Here is a 15,464-nt window from a genome sequence, read left to right on the forward strand (position 1 = left end):
TTCAGTTTGCCGAGGGCAGGCCCGGTAGCTTCGCTTGATAGTTGATACATTCAAGGCAAGTCTTGACCCTTCGGTATTCCGGCTCTACAGGAGATATCTGTACTCGCGCTACAAGCAAACAGACGAGCTCTCGCAGGGAGAGGTCGTGCACGAGAAGGCCAAAGAGAAACTTGTCTCAATGGCCCCAATGTTCAGGGAGCACTCAGGAATGTTCGACGGCGGGCCGGAACTTGCCGTCAGAATTGGCGGGCACCTGCTTGCAAGCCCGGTGGGATTGGCTGCCGGCTTTGACAAGAACTGCGATCTATTGCTGCCCACTTCACACGTCTTTGGATTTGTCACGCCCGGAAGCGTACTTTTGAAGCCCCGCGCAGGAAATCCTCAGTCCCCCAAGTCCGGCGGGACCACCCGCCTTGCGATTGACGACGAGAGGCAGGCCATTATCAACGCGCAGGGGTATCCACACAAGGGCCTGGAGTACTCGCTTGCGAATTTGCGCACATTTGCGACCGACAGCAACCGCGGTAAGGCCAAGGTTCTCCTCAATTTCTCGGGCATCACCGAAGACTATACCGAGGACGCGGTACTTGACGCCTGCAAGGAAATCATTTCCCGTACATCGCCATACGTGGACCTTGGATTTGAGGAAAATAGAACTTCACCGAACACCGATTTTAACAAGGTGCTGCAGTCAGCCGAGTTTACTAGAAAAATAATAGACCTTATGAATTCGCATATTCCCTCCGGATTGCTAAAAGTATCCAAGGTCTCACCGTACAGCAGCCTTGAACCCGGCACTGCCGAAATGGAAGAGAAGATAAAATCAATCAAGGTCTTTTACGAGAACGGGGGCGACGCAGTAACGATCGGAAACACCCGGCCTATTCCTACCAGCTCCAACAAAAAATCTCGCACCTTTTCAAGGCCAGTGGCCGGCGAGAGCGGCAGGCCACTGTTTCCCTACATGCTCCGACTCGTCCGCGATGTCCACGAAAAGTTTCCGGAGCTTCCCATAATTGCTTGCGGCGGAATCTTTAATGCGGAAGATGCCTGGAAGGCTCTTGAAGCTGGGGCGTCCTGCGTGGAACTTTACACGGCCCTGACATTCAATGGCTTTGGTGCAGTCAGGGAAATTCAGGATGGTATAAGGCGTAAGCTGGGCGGCAAGACATTGCAGGAATTTCTTCACAAACGCAAGTAGAACCGAAATTTTGACAAAAAAGTCAATGCCACCAAATCATGGAACTTGAATCAGGAAACCTTTTAATCCATCCACAAGTATTGCTTACGAAAAGGGACTCGATTGGCAAGGTATCCTAAGGTAGTGCTTACCGCGGATCGAACGTTGATGTCCCCATATCGGGGAATCTCGCTCGCTTCATTCTTTGGATGCGCACCAGCGCTTGACTTTAACCGTGATCACAACTCTTTCTGGTATCGCGTGCTTGGCAACCAGGTCACCCCGCGCGTGCTTTTCGACTTTATCTGCAACCCGATAGAGCACACCAACGGGTATGCAAATTACGCACCGTATGGCCTGCGAAAAGTGGAGGCGGCCCTTATCCGCGACGGCTATGCGCGAGAGGACGTTGTAGTCGCGCACCCTGACCACATCGAGCAGTTCATCGGCCCCGGCACCGAGGTCGTCGGGACTTATGAAATGGACCCGCTCGGCATGGGCCCTGTGACCATGACATTTACCTATGGCCGCAAGCACATGTCTTATGACGAACTTTACAATCGCGACCTTCATCACAGAATCAACGCTGCAAAGGAGCGCACCGGCAGCAAGGCCAAGGTGGTAGTAGGGGCATCCGGCACCTGGCAATACAACTATGATCCGGCCAAGATAGAGGAATACGGACTATATGGCATCCTCGAGGGCGAGCTCGGAGGCATCGGCCCGGAAATCGACGGCGCCGCTGGCCAGTTCTTTGACGCCCTGATAGGAGGCGAGATGGAGACTGCAAACCCGTTCAAAAAGAGCCAGTTCAAAGTAGAGATAAAGGAGTTTGCCCGGAACGGCAAGAAATTGCATGGCAGGTTCATCCACTACTGGAACGAGCCTCCTGTAGACGAAATTCCAAACATCATCAACCCCAGCATGCACGGCATGGTTGAAGTGATGCGGGGCTGCGGCCGCGGCTGCAAGTTCTGCGATGTCACGCTGAGGCCATTGCGTTATTATCCTATAGAGAAAGTGCAGAAGGAAATAGAGGTAAACATGAAGTACGGCGGGCTGAAAAATGCCTGGATACACAGCGACGACATTTTCGTTTACGGCCTGAATCCGAGGACAACCAAGAACATGCAGCCAAACCGCGAGGCCATCGAAGAACTGTTCAAGGGCATCATGGCTACAGGCATCGAGCACACCAACCCGACACATGGAACGCTGGCCGGCGCAATTGCCGACGAGAGGCTGATTCCAAACCTCTCCAAGATAATCAAGTCGGGGCCGAACAACCACATTGGCATCCAATGCGGCTTTGAGACAGGAAGCATCCGGCTGATTGGCAAGTATGCAGACCGCAAGCTGGCTCCATACAAACCGGAGGAATGGCACTGGGTGGTCAAGAACGGCATCAGGGTTCTTAACGAGCATCACTGGGTGCCGGCGTTTACGCTTATCATGGGCCTTGACAATGACGAGACTCCCGAGGACAGCTGGGAGACAATCAGGCTCATTCATGAAATAGAGCAGGAGCAGCCGGACTCGATGTTCACTGCAACTCCTCTGACGTTTGTGCCAATTGGCCTTTTGGAAAAGTCTGACTTTTACGACATTGGCAACACAATGGACCCTGCTAAGCTGGGTGTCATGTACAAGACCTGGCAGCACAACTTCAAATACGGCATCCAAAAGTTCATGGGCAAGATAGGCAGGGAAAACCCGATAAAGAACTTCTTCTTCACGACACTTGCAAGCACCTTGGGCGGCGTACCGCTTGGCGCGATGGAAAAGTATGCAAGGAAGAAAGGGTCAGAGCACGAGCGGGTAATTGAAAAGATAAAGGCCACCTACTGGTAGCCATTACGGATTAACCTGCTGGCAGGTTGGTAAACGCCTTTGATGCAAGTTCAAGATGCTGGTACGCTGCATACGGTTTTTCTCCTGCCAAGCTCTGTGCCTGTGCGATATCTTGCGAGATCTGCTTTGCTGAATCCGCGTACTTTGGATCGCTGCTGATTGCGCCTACCGCAGACTGTAAGTCGGTTATTTCGGATTTGAGAGAGGTTGTCGAGCCACCGCAATAGAGCGCACCATAAGGCTGAAGCGCGTCTGCCGCGTCCTGGTCTTGGATGCTTCCCTGCGACACTTCACAGGCGTATGCTGCCAGCCCAGTCGCAGGATAGCTGGTAGGGCCTATTGCATTGACAAGCTCCGCCCTGTTGCAGTATACTCCGTCAAGCATGTCGACTGCCGCGTCCTGGCTGCTGTTGGAGCCGGCTGCTGCAACTACCGTTACAAGGTCGTCGTGGACAGAGCTGCACATTGTCTGTTGCTCAGAAGTAAGCGGGGGATATGACTTGATGGAAGCTACGTCGGAAGTGTTATTTGCAGCTGCTTGCGATGCGGCCTTTTGGGGAATTATCGAGCCGGGATACATGACGATTGCAAGGAGCGCCACAGCGCCTACAATAGCCGCAATCTGCGTTGCCTTTTTGGAACCGGACCGCGGCTTGGCTGGCAAATTGGATTCAGTTGATTTTTCAGAAACGGAAACATCAGAATCATTGTCAAAGTCTTTTGGCGGAATGTCAGAGGGTTCTTTTTTCATTTTTCATTTCTCCAAAAAAGGGGGAAGGAGCGTTGTCCATTATGGAACCGTGATTGCGCCTGTTGTCGCAACCCAGTTGTTGTTCTCGTTGCTCTCTGGTACTACGTTTCCGCTGTCTCCGTTTGCAATCAGGTAGTATGGACCGTGGGTTCCTGACGGAATGGTTCCCTCAAGTTCTACTATTCTGAACGAGCCTGCAGTCATGCTGCCGACGTTCTTCATTCCGATTGCAGTATCAGAGCCACCAAGCGTAGCATCTGTCGAGAGGTACAGTGTTGTCTGGAATGGACCTGTCGCTGAACCACCAGTGTTGCTCAGTATGGCAACTGCGTGGACCTTGTGATTCTTGCCTATGTTTTCGCTGGCAAAGACATAGTTGGCGACGATGTCAGCTGGTGTCTTTGGATGACCCTTCAGGGTAAATGTAGTGTCTGCAGTAAGCGACGGAGCGCCTTGCAGTGCTACATTAAGCGAAGTTGGGTGGTCACCATAGCTCAATGGCTTCTTGGCAACACGGATGTGGAAGTTGCCAATGACTTTACCATGTCCTCCATAGCCATCCTTGTCAACAAACTTGGTGTTGCCTTGGACTGACAGGAAGACTGACGGGTCACCACTGATTATGTGTCCGTCTGGAGTGAACTGTAGGACCAGGTGCTGCGATGTGTCGTTCTGTACGTCAACAGAGATTGTCTGGACTGGGTTTGCAGTATCCGACATGAACCTCACGAACAGGAAAATACTCTTTCCTGAGTCGTGCTGTGACACCTTCGGATTGGCCGAAATGGCCGCTGAAGACGCACTGGCCGCCGGCAGGTAAGTAAACGTTGATGCCGCGATTACCAGCGCGAGCGCTGCGACGATTGCGTATTTTCTGTGGTAGTGCTTATGGCCTGTTTCATTAGTAGCCATTTCGTCCTCTGTAAATGATCCACAGCTATTAACAACTAGGTCGGGGGAAGTCCATACAACAGAGAATCTCTCTATGAACAAGTCTTCATGCGTGGGGGCAGTCCCTCAAACAAGGAATTAGGAATGGTCCCAGGCCAATTTATCGTCCTTGAACCGTGGGGTTGTCAGTTTTCTTGGATAATCATGTTTGTTGGGATGGACGCTAACATGGATTTATTGTGACGAACGGTCTATCCATGCCGATATGGTTGTTGAGAATGCAGACTTGCTATTGGCATTGATTTACAAATGCAGGTCCGAACCTTATCTTGAAGAGCGAATAAAAAAGCTAAAGGAATTAAATGCAGGGCTTCCTACCAGAAAGAGGCTCGAGATACCGTCGCTTATTACTCCGGATTACGTTAACAGAGCGTTGGATATCCTAGATGATGTCCTGAGCTCGACTGCTGAGACAACCTAACCCCGTCGGCAACTTGGCTGACGGGTCCAACGCTTTGAAAATGGCCCACCTTCGCTAAAGTTACAGTTGATAAAAAAACACAAAAAAAGCAAAATAGTCGAGTCCCTTAATTCACCTCCTGCACAGTTGTGAGAACGACTAACTCTATCCAATGCCTTTTTCTGCTCATGGATCGTTCGATTGTATATGCTGTGGTGACTTAGATGGCCAAAGGAGCCATTTCGTATTTCCTTACTGCCCAAAACATAATGGCGGCGTGCCTCGCCCTGCTATCTCTTCTTTATCTGCTGCTAGCGCTATCAATAGCTCAGGTACATTACCTTGATACCGTTCACCGGATATCTATCGACAAGGTTTTCAAGCAAGACCTTTTTGGTTCCTCTTCTACTGATTCTGTGATAGCAATAGGACTATTCCTTTTGTTTGTCAACTTGGCCTTTAACAAGAGGAAAGTCATTGTTTCAACAATTGCTGTCTATGCAACAATATTGATTGCTGGTGTATTTGTCGATGCAGCCACTGGAATAACATTTGCTGCTCTGGCAACTTTGCCCGCAATACTTGTACTTGCAACCCTATCGTGGACAAAAGGCAAGTGGAATGATCAGCGTGGGATTGCACCAACGGAAAAGCTACGTCAATTCGGGTCAGAAAATCTTCGGCAATACTCTGGGATCCGAGGTCAGAGTGCGTTTTGCATGAGATTGCCGGATGCACGCACTGTCGCTATCGCATTTCTATTAGTGATGATCGTAATTGAAATTGGCGCTTTAGCAAGATGGTTGACATATCCTATCTTCCCGACAGAGATGTACTCTGACCCATCATGGAAGTTTGCAAATATTGAATCTGCTCTCTATCACTCTTTTGGATTATTATCTTCATTCATTATCGTCCTTTTAGCATTCTCTTTCCTCTTCAGAAATCAAATTCAGGATATACCTGCACGAATAAAAGGCATTCATCATTCTAAGTCATTGAACGGAAATAAATCCGTCGTTAGTAATGGCGGCGCAGAAGGTCCTAATAATGATGAGAATCTGCCTGCCAGAATCGGCTCAAACCCGTATCAATTGCAGGCCAGAACTGTAATTGAAAAAAAGTTTGAACTCCCATTTGGTTCAAGAAAACAATATTGGCCAATATTGTTGTGTGCGTTAATTGTGGCTCCGCTGATGACTATCTATCCGCATTTGCCGGGAGTCAACCCCGTGGGTTCAGGCGTGAGCACAGACGAGAAATATTATGTCGACTCTCTGAAGCAATTGAGGAACCTTAATGGCCAAGATCAAGTTAAACAGTTATTCAAGATTAGTGGTGGCGACAGACCACTAAGCCTGGCTTTTATGATGTGGCTTGGGGACATCACAAAGGTCCCCGACCCTCTTGTGATAAGGTATTTGCCACTAATCCTTGCTCCAGCATCAGTCGCTAGCGTGTATTTGCTGGTACGCTACACCTTTCAGGGTTCCGACGCACGGGAAAGCAAGCTGGAATCAAGAAAATTTGCTTCCATAGCCGCAATCCTGGCGGCCGTGTCTCCGCAGCTGGTCGTTGGAATTTACGCAGGTATTTTCGCAAATTGGCTTGCTCTAATTCCTGCCACTCTTTCTATCGTGCTTATTATAAAGACCCTAGATCTTTCCATAAAATCCAAGGCTAGGCAAATTGACTGGATACGCATTGCACTCTATTCTTTGGGGCTATTTGGAACATTGTCACTCACCATGTTGCTTCACGTCTATACATGGGGTTTTCTGGTTATCACTTCAATAGTTTTCACCTTAATTACGACCTTTACGCTCCTGCGATCTCATCGTGAAAATGCAAAAGACATCCTGGTCGTTGTAACGTTTGTTGCCATCGTCATTGGTGCAACGGTTGTCTCTGACTTTGCAAAGTCGTCGTACTTCTCTGTCCGCTCAGGTCTATCGCGAGACGCGATTTTGACAACTAATTCAGTAGATCTTGGAAATTTCTTTTCGAGATGGGACACAATTAATTTCACATCAACCTCGTACCTTGGTGGGTTTCTGCTAAGTCCCGTTATCTTGATACTTTGCTTGCTATGGTTACTTCAATCAAATTATTTTAGAGGCCTTGATCGATTTATCCTATCAATGATTTTCGTGCTTACTGTTCCTCTCCTCTTTGGCAGTAATGTCATACAAGCGAGAATCATTTATGTCGTTCCGTTGTTTATTCCTGCAGCCTTATCGCTGGGCTTGTTGAAGCGAACAGATAAAACCACTTTTGGAATCGTAGTAGCAGCTGCCGCCTTATCGATGACGGTTTATGCCCTGCGCGCCATGGCGAACTTTTACCTCATTGCACCCCAGTATACCACTCTCGACGAGCCGTTTCTAATGCCCTAGGGTGAATGAGATGCAGCATTCGCAGATCGAATCTGATAAGTATACTTTAATGAGACGAGGGATATAACTTTTTAAATATTCTGGCAAAAGAAGTAGGTCTAGCATTTTAAATTGATGGGAGTTGCGCTCGCCTGTTGAGATATGACTCAAAAATCTCTACCCGTCAAGATTAGATCAGTCGAGCACCTGCCACCTGAGCTTCAGGTTTTACTTGATGATGCAGTCAAATCGTGTGTAGACTTTGTTCGTTCAGCTGACAAAAGCAAGAAGGCTATCGAGACATTCGTTCAAGAGTGCGAGAAGCACGGAATCACTGCAAAACAAGCTCGACAAATTATAGTATCAAACTTACGAGCGAATGGCCTTAAGGATAGAAGTATCCGATTCTACCTTCCAAGCAGCTTGAAGAATAAGAAAATGGCTCGAACGAAGCAGCCAGAATTTGCGGCAATAATTTGCCGCAAACTCGAGCAATTCAGAAAGAAGAAAGAATCCCTTGATAAAGACGCTTATGTGATACTCGAACTGCTTGAAAAAGCGGTCATGGGATTGAGATCATTCTTTACGAATGATGAATTGGAGATATTGAAGAAGCATAGACACGAGGTAGAAAAAATAATAAGCCACATAGATAATCCCGGCGAGTCTACAAGGGAAGAATACAAACGCAAATTGAGAACTCTGGTAATAGACGCGTTCGTTGGTAGGAATTCGAATGTGCAATTAGTGGAACTCCTTTCGGAGACTCCAGAACAAAGGAGCAAGCGCATAAGATTCTATAAATCAGATGAAGTTAATGACGTATTTGCATTGGATTGGGATTCGTATATGTTTTCAGTTTTTTCTGAGATCAGATGAGAACTGCAGCTTTCTTTCTATTTGTATTAAAGGCGATGAATTAACCGACTTGAAGACAACAAATATGGCGTTACCATCGTGAAAACAAACACCTAGGTATTTCACCTGCATAATTACTTCAGGCATTACAATTCTCGCCAAACAACCAATTTTACCAATCTAGACAGTCTTTATTATAGGATTTTAACTGAACAAATATGGGCCTCGAAGCCGTTTGCGATTAAATTTGAACTTTGTTTCTGTCAGTTCAAATTCTTGTTCTATGTATACTGATTTTTTCACGATGCCGCCATCTCCGGACAAAATGAGTACATGATACTACACCCACTACGTCTACTTTAGTCAATAGATCGGCTATGGTGTATTCCCATGGCATGCAGGTCTGAACAAAATCAGCTGCTTCGCGCTTTCAGAACATAAGAACACATAGCAATATCTGAAATGCCTATTACGAATAGCCTTTGTGGCTCCGCTTTGCCCGTTAGCTGACGAGCCTGCTAGTGTACCCTAAGGCCTAGGCCTTGAAGAGCTGGCTATGGCCCTATGCCTGAGGCCCTAGGCCTTCCAAGGCGACCAAAGTGTCACTTGGCACTTTGCTGGCACTTTGCAGACTGCCGACGCCCTAGGCCTCCCTTAGACTTTCAGCTGCTGGCATGGCTACTTTATCACCAAAGCCTACAGTCTTGTCCACAGACAGGCCTTAGCGGTCAAAGCCTCGCCTCACTTTAATGGCTAGTATATATACAAGGAGATTGAGAAAGGGTGATTCTATCACCATATACCTAGGGTTTTCCACACAAACTGCGGCTTTGCGGCATATTGCCCCGCCCCCCGTGCTCAATACGGCAGGGTAGCAGACCACTTCTTCTGCTAGAGAACACGCTGTATTTTCGATAGGACCACGGGTAATAGTGCTATGGGCTTGGCGCATGGCAGGCTGTCAAGGCCGCAAAACTGTGTGGAAAACTGGCCTGGCAATCTGACAGCCATACTAGGCCGGTATACTAGGGCCTTAGGGTCCTGCAGCTCGTCGCAATTGCACGTTCAGATAGCCAGTCCACCAATGGCAGATTATGTTATCTGGAACTTGTGACGTTTTCTGCTATCTAGTATACTATGCGAGGCGTAGATGAAATCAAACCTGAATCGAACAGATCTGATTATGCGGCAACGGTGATTGGCATCTATTGGTAAACTCATTAGTGTCTGATCCGAAAGAAACGCGCCGCTTTTGAAGCTTGAATCTCACTAAATTATAAGCCCGACTGTTACGAGGCTACATCTCTGCAACTGTTCAATTAGGGCTGTTATATGCGAATCCTTTCTCGAATCAGTGCAGACAGAGAATACAGTATAATCGCCGTTACAAGCAACATAGACCCTATGACCGCGGTGCCAACGGAAATTATGATCATCGGAGTCGAAACATAGCGTGTTGCAGAAAAAATATCGAGTGCCTGAACAGCAAAATATCCAGCTACGCTCAAGAAACCAATACCTGGCAAGCCATAGAATGAAAGTGGATGATAGATTGAGAGGAATCTCAATATTGCGAGTACAATCCCTCCTCCGTGCGATAGCGGATTATGCGTTGAAGTGTCTCCAATGTCATAGCGTATGGTTATTGGGACCTCTTTTATCGTCAGGTTCCTTTGACCTGCTCTCATGAGGATTTCAGTCGAAGCTGCCATCCCATCCTCCGTTAAATCGATGGAAGCTATGGCCTTCTTGTTATACGCCCTGAAACCGCTTTGAGCATCTGTAAGGTGGTTTTTTGAAGTAAGTTGAGCCAGCTTGGTTATTGTTTTAATGCCTAAGCTTCGGTAAGCGGGAACCTTCTTCTTATCGGCGGCTTTTAAGAATCTAGAACCTATTACCATATCTGCTTCTTTACGCAAAATAGGCCCTAGGAGAGCGGGAATTTGGCTTGGGTCATGTTGACCGTCAGAATCCAATGTTATCATCACTTCTGCATCGTGCTCTTTGGCATACTCAAAGAGCGTCTTGATTGCAGCGCCGTACCCGCGGTTGGCGGGATGTGCTACAACGGTTGCACCCGCAGATCTTGCAGCTTCGGAGGTACCATCCGATGATCCGTCGTCACAAACTATAATGGCGTTCGCGTACGGTTTTGCCCGCTTTATTATTTGACCGATCTCTTTGGCTTCGTTAAACGCAGGAATGCAAATCATAACTCTTGAGGCTTTCTCAACACTCTCAGAATGGGACAAAAGTAATTGCTCTATGAGAATGTGGAGTATAAGAGAACGCTTCTGTAGAAGGACTACCGTGACTAAAGCGTATAAGCATGTTTACAATTTCTAAGTCGAATTCCAAGAAGAATATCGTCACTAGTAGATGATGAAGAGAGCCGAATAGTGCATGCTCCTTTGTAATTGGATTTTGCGTAGGGAAGACGTGATATCCTAAAATTAATACGCTACTTTGCAGTTGACAGCATTTAGAATCTTCCTACTAGATACCTACACATGCATTAGTCGTCACTCAAAAGCCACATCAACTTTTGGGGGCAAAGCATACTGCCACTTAATTTTGAACCCCGCAGGCACATGCTGATCGGAGAGCGTCGGAAGGCCCGATGATAAAACGTTACCTGATGGATCTTCGATAGTTATCGAAACGTCTTTCCCGCCCGTGCTAGTAATAGTTGCAGGTGCTGATTCCAATGTATATTCGGTCAAGTTTTTAGGGGAGTTTGAGTCTCCGTCGGTCTCCACAATTAAATTCAATTTTGAATAAAATGGCTCAAATACTTTTCCTACAGGATTATAGCCAGGGTTATCGTGAACAAAAGAAGACTTCAATGCGGCTTGTATGAATATTCTTCCGACTCCTGTGCTGCCATTAGCAAAAGTATTCCCCGAAATTTCATTTTCTTGTCCGCTTGCATAAATAGAATACTTAGCATTGTTTGGTCCATCAAATTGATTCCCTTCAATCAGATTGAGATTACCTGAGACCTGAAGGTCAAAGTAAGTGTTATTCTCAACTAGACCATTTGCATCGAATCTGTTTCCAATCCAAACATTCTTGTCTGCGTGGGTTAGTCTTGCACCATCCTCTTTATTCAAGTAGATCCAATTGCCGATGTAAGTTCCCAAATCTCCATCGTCGCTGATTCCAAATCCATCGTTGTATAGGAATTTACTATCAGTTACGCGTAGGTCGGGAGAAGCGAAGCTACCTGTTACATACAACCCCGCTCGACCTGCATGCTCAAAAGTGCACCCTACAATTTTGTTATTCCATGCATTTTTTTGTCCGACCGAAAAATCGTCTTGTTTAAAGTCCCGAAGGAAGACGTTGTTCCATGTGCTATCGGTAACGCCGAAATTAGTTCCATTCAGTACGAATCCAGAATTGTAATATGCTCCTACGCCCTTGTTTCCGATCCCCTCAAAGTCTGAAAACTCGTTGAAATATGAATTCGCAAACTTAATACCTGTAAATTCAAATAAGTTGTTGTCAAAGTTAGGTGGAACCTGCAAGACCGTCCACTCAGGACCCTCGCCCACAAATTTCAAGTGTCCACTATCGGGAATAACTAGCGCGTTCGTGATATTGTACGGGTGATGCACACCGTAGCCCTTGACATATACTTCTCCGCCACCACTGGCATTAATTTCTCGTATAACCGCGTTGATTGTGGAAGATGCAGATCCGTCCGAGTAAAACACGATACCTGTCTTACAATTGATCGCTTCAGTCAAGCGTGGCGAAACTGTTGTTTGCTGAATTAAATATGTGCAAGGATTTGAGGTCCCGTTAAGACTCGCAATTGCGTCATGAAATGGCAAAGGATTAAGATGATTATTGGAGTACCAATACGCTAAAATACACACAGCAAATGCTGCCATTGCAGTTATAAGCATCAGAACTTTTGGACGTTGCAAACTTAACCAAACATTGTCATTTTCCGAGGCTTTATTTCTTACGAGACAAACCATTTTACGATTTTGACTGCCGCTACTCTGGGATGATAGTTTGATCTAATTTCCATAAGTAACTGGATTTACTAGTGGAATAGGCATATCCAGCAGACTTCCGCATTATTCTGACACATTAACCTTTCAATGTTTCCCGAGAATATCTAGTGAGCGAATGCTCGGACAGCCTATTCGTAACATGATAGACATATGCGTATTCTATTACCCCATCCATCGTTTATACCGAACAGACATGTGATGCTTTCGCGACCCCGAAGGATGAATTCATTCAGAATATTACAAGTTACTCCCTTCTATCCTCCAGATAAAGGAGGTATTGCAACACATACTTTGAACCTAAGCAACCAATTATCTAAGTCCGGCCATGACATCACAATAGTAGCTCCGCGTCCGAGAAGGATAAAATACAAGCCGAGCGCGAATGCTTTAAAAAAAATTCTTACTATTCCATCGGTGTATCTCCCTGGGTGGCCATATCCAACATTGAAGAGTTTCAGCATTCCAGTAGATTTTGGAAAGCAGCTCGATGAAATTATTAAAACAGGAAACTTCGACATCATTCATGCTCATGGACACCATTATCCTATCACTTGGTCCGCCTTAAGATCGGCCGCAAAATATGGAATCCCATCCGTACTTACTCTACACGGGATGTACGCATTAAATCCCCATGTTGATGGAGGCAAGTCGAATTTCGAGGTTATGTTCAACAAGCTCGTCTTTAAACGCGTTTTGCGAAAGACAAATTGCGTCATAGGTCTTACTAAACAGATAACCGATTATGGTCGGACGTTCGCCACTCGGAAGACGTCGTTTTATACCATTGGGAATGGAGTTGACACACAGAAATACCACGAAAATCTGAACCGAAAGCTTCAGTTTCGACAGAAGTATAACATTCCAATCGGGAGCAAAGTAGTCCTGTTTGTTGGCCGCTTTGAGCACGTAAAGGGTATTCTAGAACTCTCAAGGGCAGCCAAAAGTCTCATCCAGGCTGGAGCGTCCGACTTGCACATAGTACTTGTGGGAGCAGGCTCTTTGGATAAAGAAGTCCGGAGTATATTGGACAGAGTGGATAGTGCTCAAGTTCTTTCTTGGCAATCCTCAGAAACCATCCATGAGCTCTACATTGCATCAGATTTCTTTATACTTCCGTCTAAATTTGAAGCTCTACCTATCACGATAATCGAAGCCATGAATGCTGGTCTTCATATCATCTACACACCAGTGGGAGGAGTCTCGGATGTACTTGAGCATTACGCGCCTAAGACAATGATAAGGAGCTGCACAACAGTGGACATACGAAGCGCTATCAGCCGTCTACTCACAGACAACCAATCGCAAACTGATATTAAAGAATCCATTAGGTATAGTCAGAATTTTGATTGGTCCAAGATAGCTGCAAGTGTTGCCGATGTCTACTCTATGATGTCATTCGGCAAATTGAAAGTTAATTCTGGATAACTTCTAGATCATGCACAATCGTTGTTCATCTTGTTGAATCCAATCAACATTGACAAAAAAATACGCGAACCAGTGTAACCGAAATAGAGCTGCAAATAGCGATCAGAATCGAAGCTGTCCCGCCTATAGGAGTGCGGGCTCGAACGGTAAGTTAATGTTAAATGTTAATTGGGAATACTCGAGTCCTGACAAATCTTTTTAACAGTACCTGCTTGAAATGATTCTATATACGCAAAAATTCGCAATCCCAGCACAAGTTCAGGGGTTGCCTCAAAACCCAAAATCTTGGTGATCTCTACACTAGCCGGGCTACCGAGAGTATCCCGCATAGCCAAATCCCTTTCTACACAGGGAGAGGTCACTGTACTGGAATGGGACAGAAGTGCTAAATTGCCTAAGAATGAAATGCTGAATGAGATTAAACATCACAGACTGCACCGTAAAGCCGGCTTCGGATTTCGATTATTTTGTTGGTTACCTGAATGGTTTTTGTTCGTCGGTAGATTCGGCTTAAAGAATAGATTTGACATAATCGTTCCTCAAAACCTTGATGCACTGTTGCCAATTATTGCCCTAGCAAAGTTGAAAAATACTAAGATAATCTATGACGTGGCAGACTTCTATGCCGATTCCTATCTGCCTAAACGAGCGGCAATACTTCGGCCCATTACCGCATCAATTGAACGACTTCTCATAAGAATGGTTGACGCTGTGATCGTTGTAGACGAATCTCGCATTTGCCAGGTGGGCAATGTAGAGCGAAAAAAAATATCAATTGTTTATAACGTTCCGTATGACCATCAGCCCTCGCACTTTACCGATATCGACGCCTTACTCCCAGAAAAGACAAAGAGTTCATTTCTAATCTATTATGCTGGTATCCTATCTCCCGGGAGAGGATTATACCAGCTTGTCGATGTAATGCAGCAGTTATCTGGTGTAACGTTCGTTGTCTCCGGCTTCGGAGAAGAGGAATCCAAATTTGTAGAGTATATCCGAGGTAAGGAGAATGTGTTATACTTGGGAAAACTTGCTTATGAGCAAGTGCTTAGTCTTACTAGAAGGAGCGATTGCGTAATTGCCATATATGATCCGTCCATCCCTAACAATCGCTTCGCGGCACCCAACAAAGTGTATGAGGCTATGATGTGTGCAAAACCTTCAATCGTAGCGGATGAAACGAGTATTGCCGATATAATGATTAGAGAACACTGCGGATTAGTAATCCCCTACAATGACAGCCAAAAACTTAAGGAAGCTATCTCAACTTTAGTGAACAACCCAAAACTTGCAAAGGAGCTTGGAAGTAATGGCAGAAAGGCGTTCATATCAAAGTACAACTGGAGTAGAATGGAGAAAACACTTTCTTCAGTTGTAGCGAAAGTCCACGTTCAATAATGAACAGTTTCTTCTTTGTTTGCGTTTAAAAATCGATACTAATGGATCCGCAAGACTCAATTTGCGTCACGTTCAAACTCGAGACTCAAAAAGTGACTTTCACATAGATATCCGCAACAAATGCTTTGCCGTAAACCGAAGTGGATCACAGTTGGGTTCGCGCCGCCGGTACATTGCCTAATCATTCTTTACTATTTAGTTTCAGATTCATAGACGACAGGCCACTTGGTCAAGAATTTATCTGCTA

General features: G+C 46.0%; 11 protein-coding genes. 7 read left to right on the forward strand and 4 right to left on the reverse strand.

The genetic code is table 11. The annotated features are described in order from the left end of the window. Positions 1-34 precede the first annotated feature (34 nt). A complete protein-coding gene (locus ABI361_06250) occupies positions 35-1,201 on the forward strand; it encodes a hypothetical protein (GenBank protein MEO9320256.1) in 1,167 nt (388 codons plus the stop codon). A gap of 147 nt (positions 1,202-1,348) precedes the next feature. Further along, complete coding sequence (locus tag ABI361_06255) at positions 1,349-3,031, forward strand: radical SAM protein (protein ID MEO9320257.1); 1,683 nt, start codon at positions 1,349-1,351, stop codon at positions 3,029-3,031. A 10-nt stretch (positions 3,032-3,041) separates the two neighbouring features. Here ABI361_06255 and ABI361_06260 read toward each other — a convergent pair whose 3' ends face one another. Then, positions 3,042-3,782: a hypothetical protein gene (locus ABI361_06260; GenBank protein ID MEO9320258.1), complete on the reverse strand. Its 741-nt coding sequence runs from the start codon at positions 3,780-3,782 to the stop codon at positions 3,042-3,044. Positions 3,783-3,821: 39 nt separating this feature from the next. Further along, the gene (locus ABI361_06265) at positions 3,822-4,694 is read right to left on the reverse strand and encodes a CARDB domain-containing protein (GenBank protein MEO9320259.1); all 873 of its coding nucleotides are present in this window, start codon (positions 4,692-4,694) and stop codon (positions 3,822-3,824) included. 244 nt (positions 4,695-4,938) lie between these two features. On the opposite strand from ABI361_06265, the gene ABI361_06270 reads away from it, so the two are divergent. The 3 genes from ABI361_06270 (at position 4,939) to ABI361_06280 (ending at position 8,387) form a co-directional block, all read left to right on the forward strand. Then, positions 4,939-5,154: a hypothetical protein gene (locus tag ABI361_06270; protein ID MEO9320260.1), complete on the forward strand. Its 216-nt coding sequence runs from the start codon at positions 4,939-4,941 to the stop codon at positions 5,152-5,154. A 431-nt stretch (positions 5,155-5,585) separates the two neighbouring features. Next, positions 5,586-7,529 carry a hypothetical protein gene (locus tag ABI361_06275; GenBank protein MEO9320261.1) on the forward strand — a complete coding sequence of 648 codons (1,944 nt, stop codon included), beginning with the start codon at positions 5,586-5,588 and terminating at the stop codon, positions 7,527-7,529. 141 nt (positions 7,530-7,670) lie between these two features. Continuing rightward, positions 7,671-8,387, forward strand: coding sequence for a hypothetical protein (locus ABI361_06280; protein MEO9320262.1), 717 nt, complete (start codon positions 7,671-7,673; stop codon positions 8,385-8,387). A gap of 1,307 nt (positions 8,388-9,694) precedes the next feature. On the opposite strand, the gene ABI361_06285 is transcribed toward ABI361_06280, so the two are convergent. Together ABI361_06285 and ABI361_06290 are read right to left on the reverse strand one after the other, a co-directional pair. Then, the gene (locus tag ABI361_06285; GenBank protein MEO9320263.1) at positions 9,695-10,618 is read right to left on the reverse strand and encodes a glycosyltransferase family 2 protein; all 924 of its coding nucleotides are present in this window, start codon (positions 10,616-10,618) and stop codon (positions 9,695-9,697) included. Positions 10,619-10,888: 270 nt separating this feature from the next. Then, positions 10,889-12,118, reverse strand: a complete 1,230-nt coding sequence (locus tag ABI361_06290; protein MEO9320264.1) for a right-handed parallel beta-helix repeat-containing protein — start codon at positions 12,116-12,118, stop codon at positions 10,889-10,891. A gap of 495 nt (positions 12,119-12,613) precedes the next feature. Between ABI361_06290 and ABI361_06295 the strand changes: the two genes are divergently transcribed. Both ABI361_06295 and ABI361_06300 read left to right on the forward strand, forming a co-directional pair. Further along, positions 12,614-13,819, forward strand: a complete 1,206-nt coding sequence (locus tag ABI361_06295; GenBank protein ID MEO9320265.1) for a glycosyltransferase family 4 protein — start codon at positions 12,614-12,616, stop codon at positions 13,817-13,819. Between the two features lie 288 nt (positions 13,820-14,107). Beyond that, positions 14,108-15,217: a glycosyltransferase family 4 protein gene (locus ABI361_06300; GenBank protein MEO9320266.1), complete on the forward strand. Its 1,110-nt coding sequence runs from the start codon at positions 14,108-14,110 to the stop codon at positions 15,215-15,217. Positions 15,218-15,464 lie beyond the last annotated feature (247 nt).

It is taken from the genome of Nitrososphaera sp., assembly GCA_039938515.1.
Taxonomy (GTDB): domain Archaea; phylum Thermoproteota; class Nitrososphaeria; order Nitrososphaerales; family Nitrososphaeraceae; genus Nitrososphaera.

Excerpts from the sequence above, each read along its gene's own strand:
- ABI361_06255 (MEO9320257.1), top strand. The coding sequence starts at position 1,349 with ATGTCCCCATATCGGGGAATCTCGCTCGCTTCATTCTTTGGATGCGCA.
- ABI361_06260 (MEO9320258.1), bottom strand. The coding sequence starts at position 3,782 with ATGAAAAAAGAACCCTCTGACATTCCGCCAAAAGACTTTGACAATGAT.
- ABI361_06265 (MEO9320259.1), bottom strand. The coding sequence starts at position 4,694 with ATGGCTACTAATGAAACAGGCCATAAGCACTACCACAGAAAATACGCA.
- ABI361_06270 (MEO9320260.1), top strand. The coding sequence starts at position 4,939 with ATGGTTGTTGAGAATGCAGACTTGCTATTGGCATTGATTTACAAATGC.
- ABI361_06280 (MEO9320262.1), top strand. The coding sequence starts at position 7,671 with ATGACTCAAAAATCTCTACCCGTCAAGATTAGATCAGTCGAGCACCTG.
- ABI361_06295 (MEO9320265.1), top strand. The coding sequence starts at position 12,614 with ATGAATTCATTCAGAATATTACAAGTTACTCCCTTCTATCCTCCAGAT.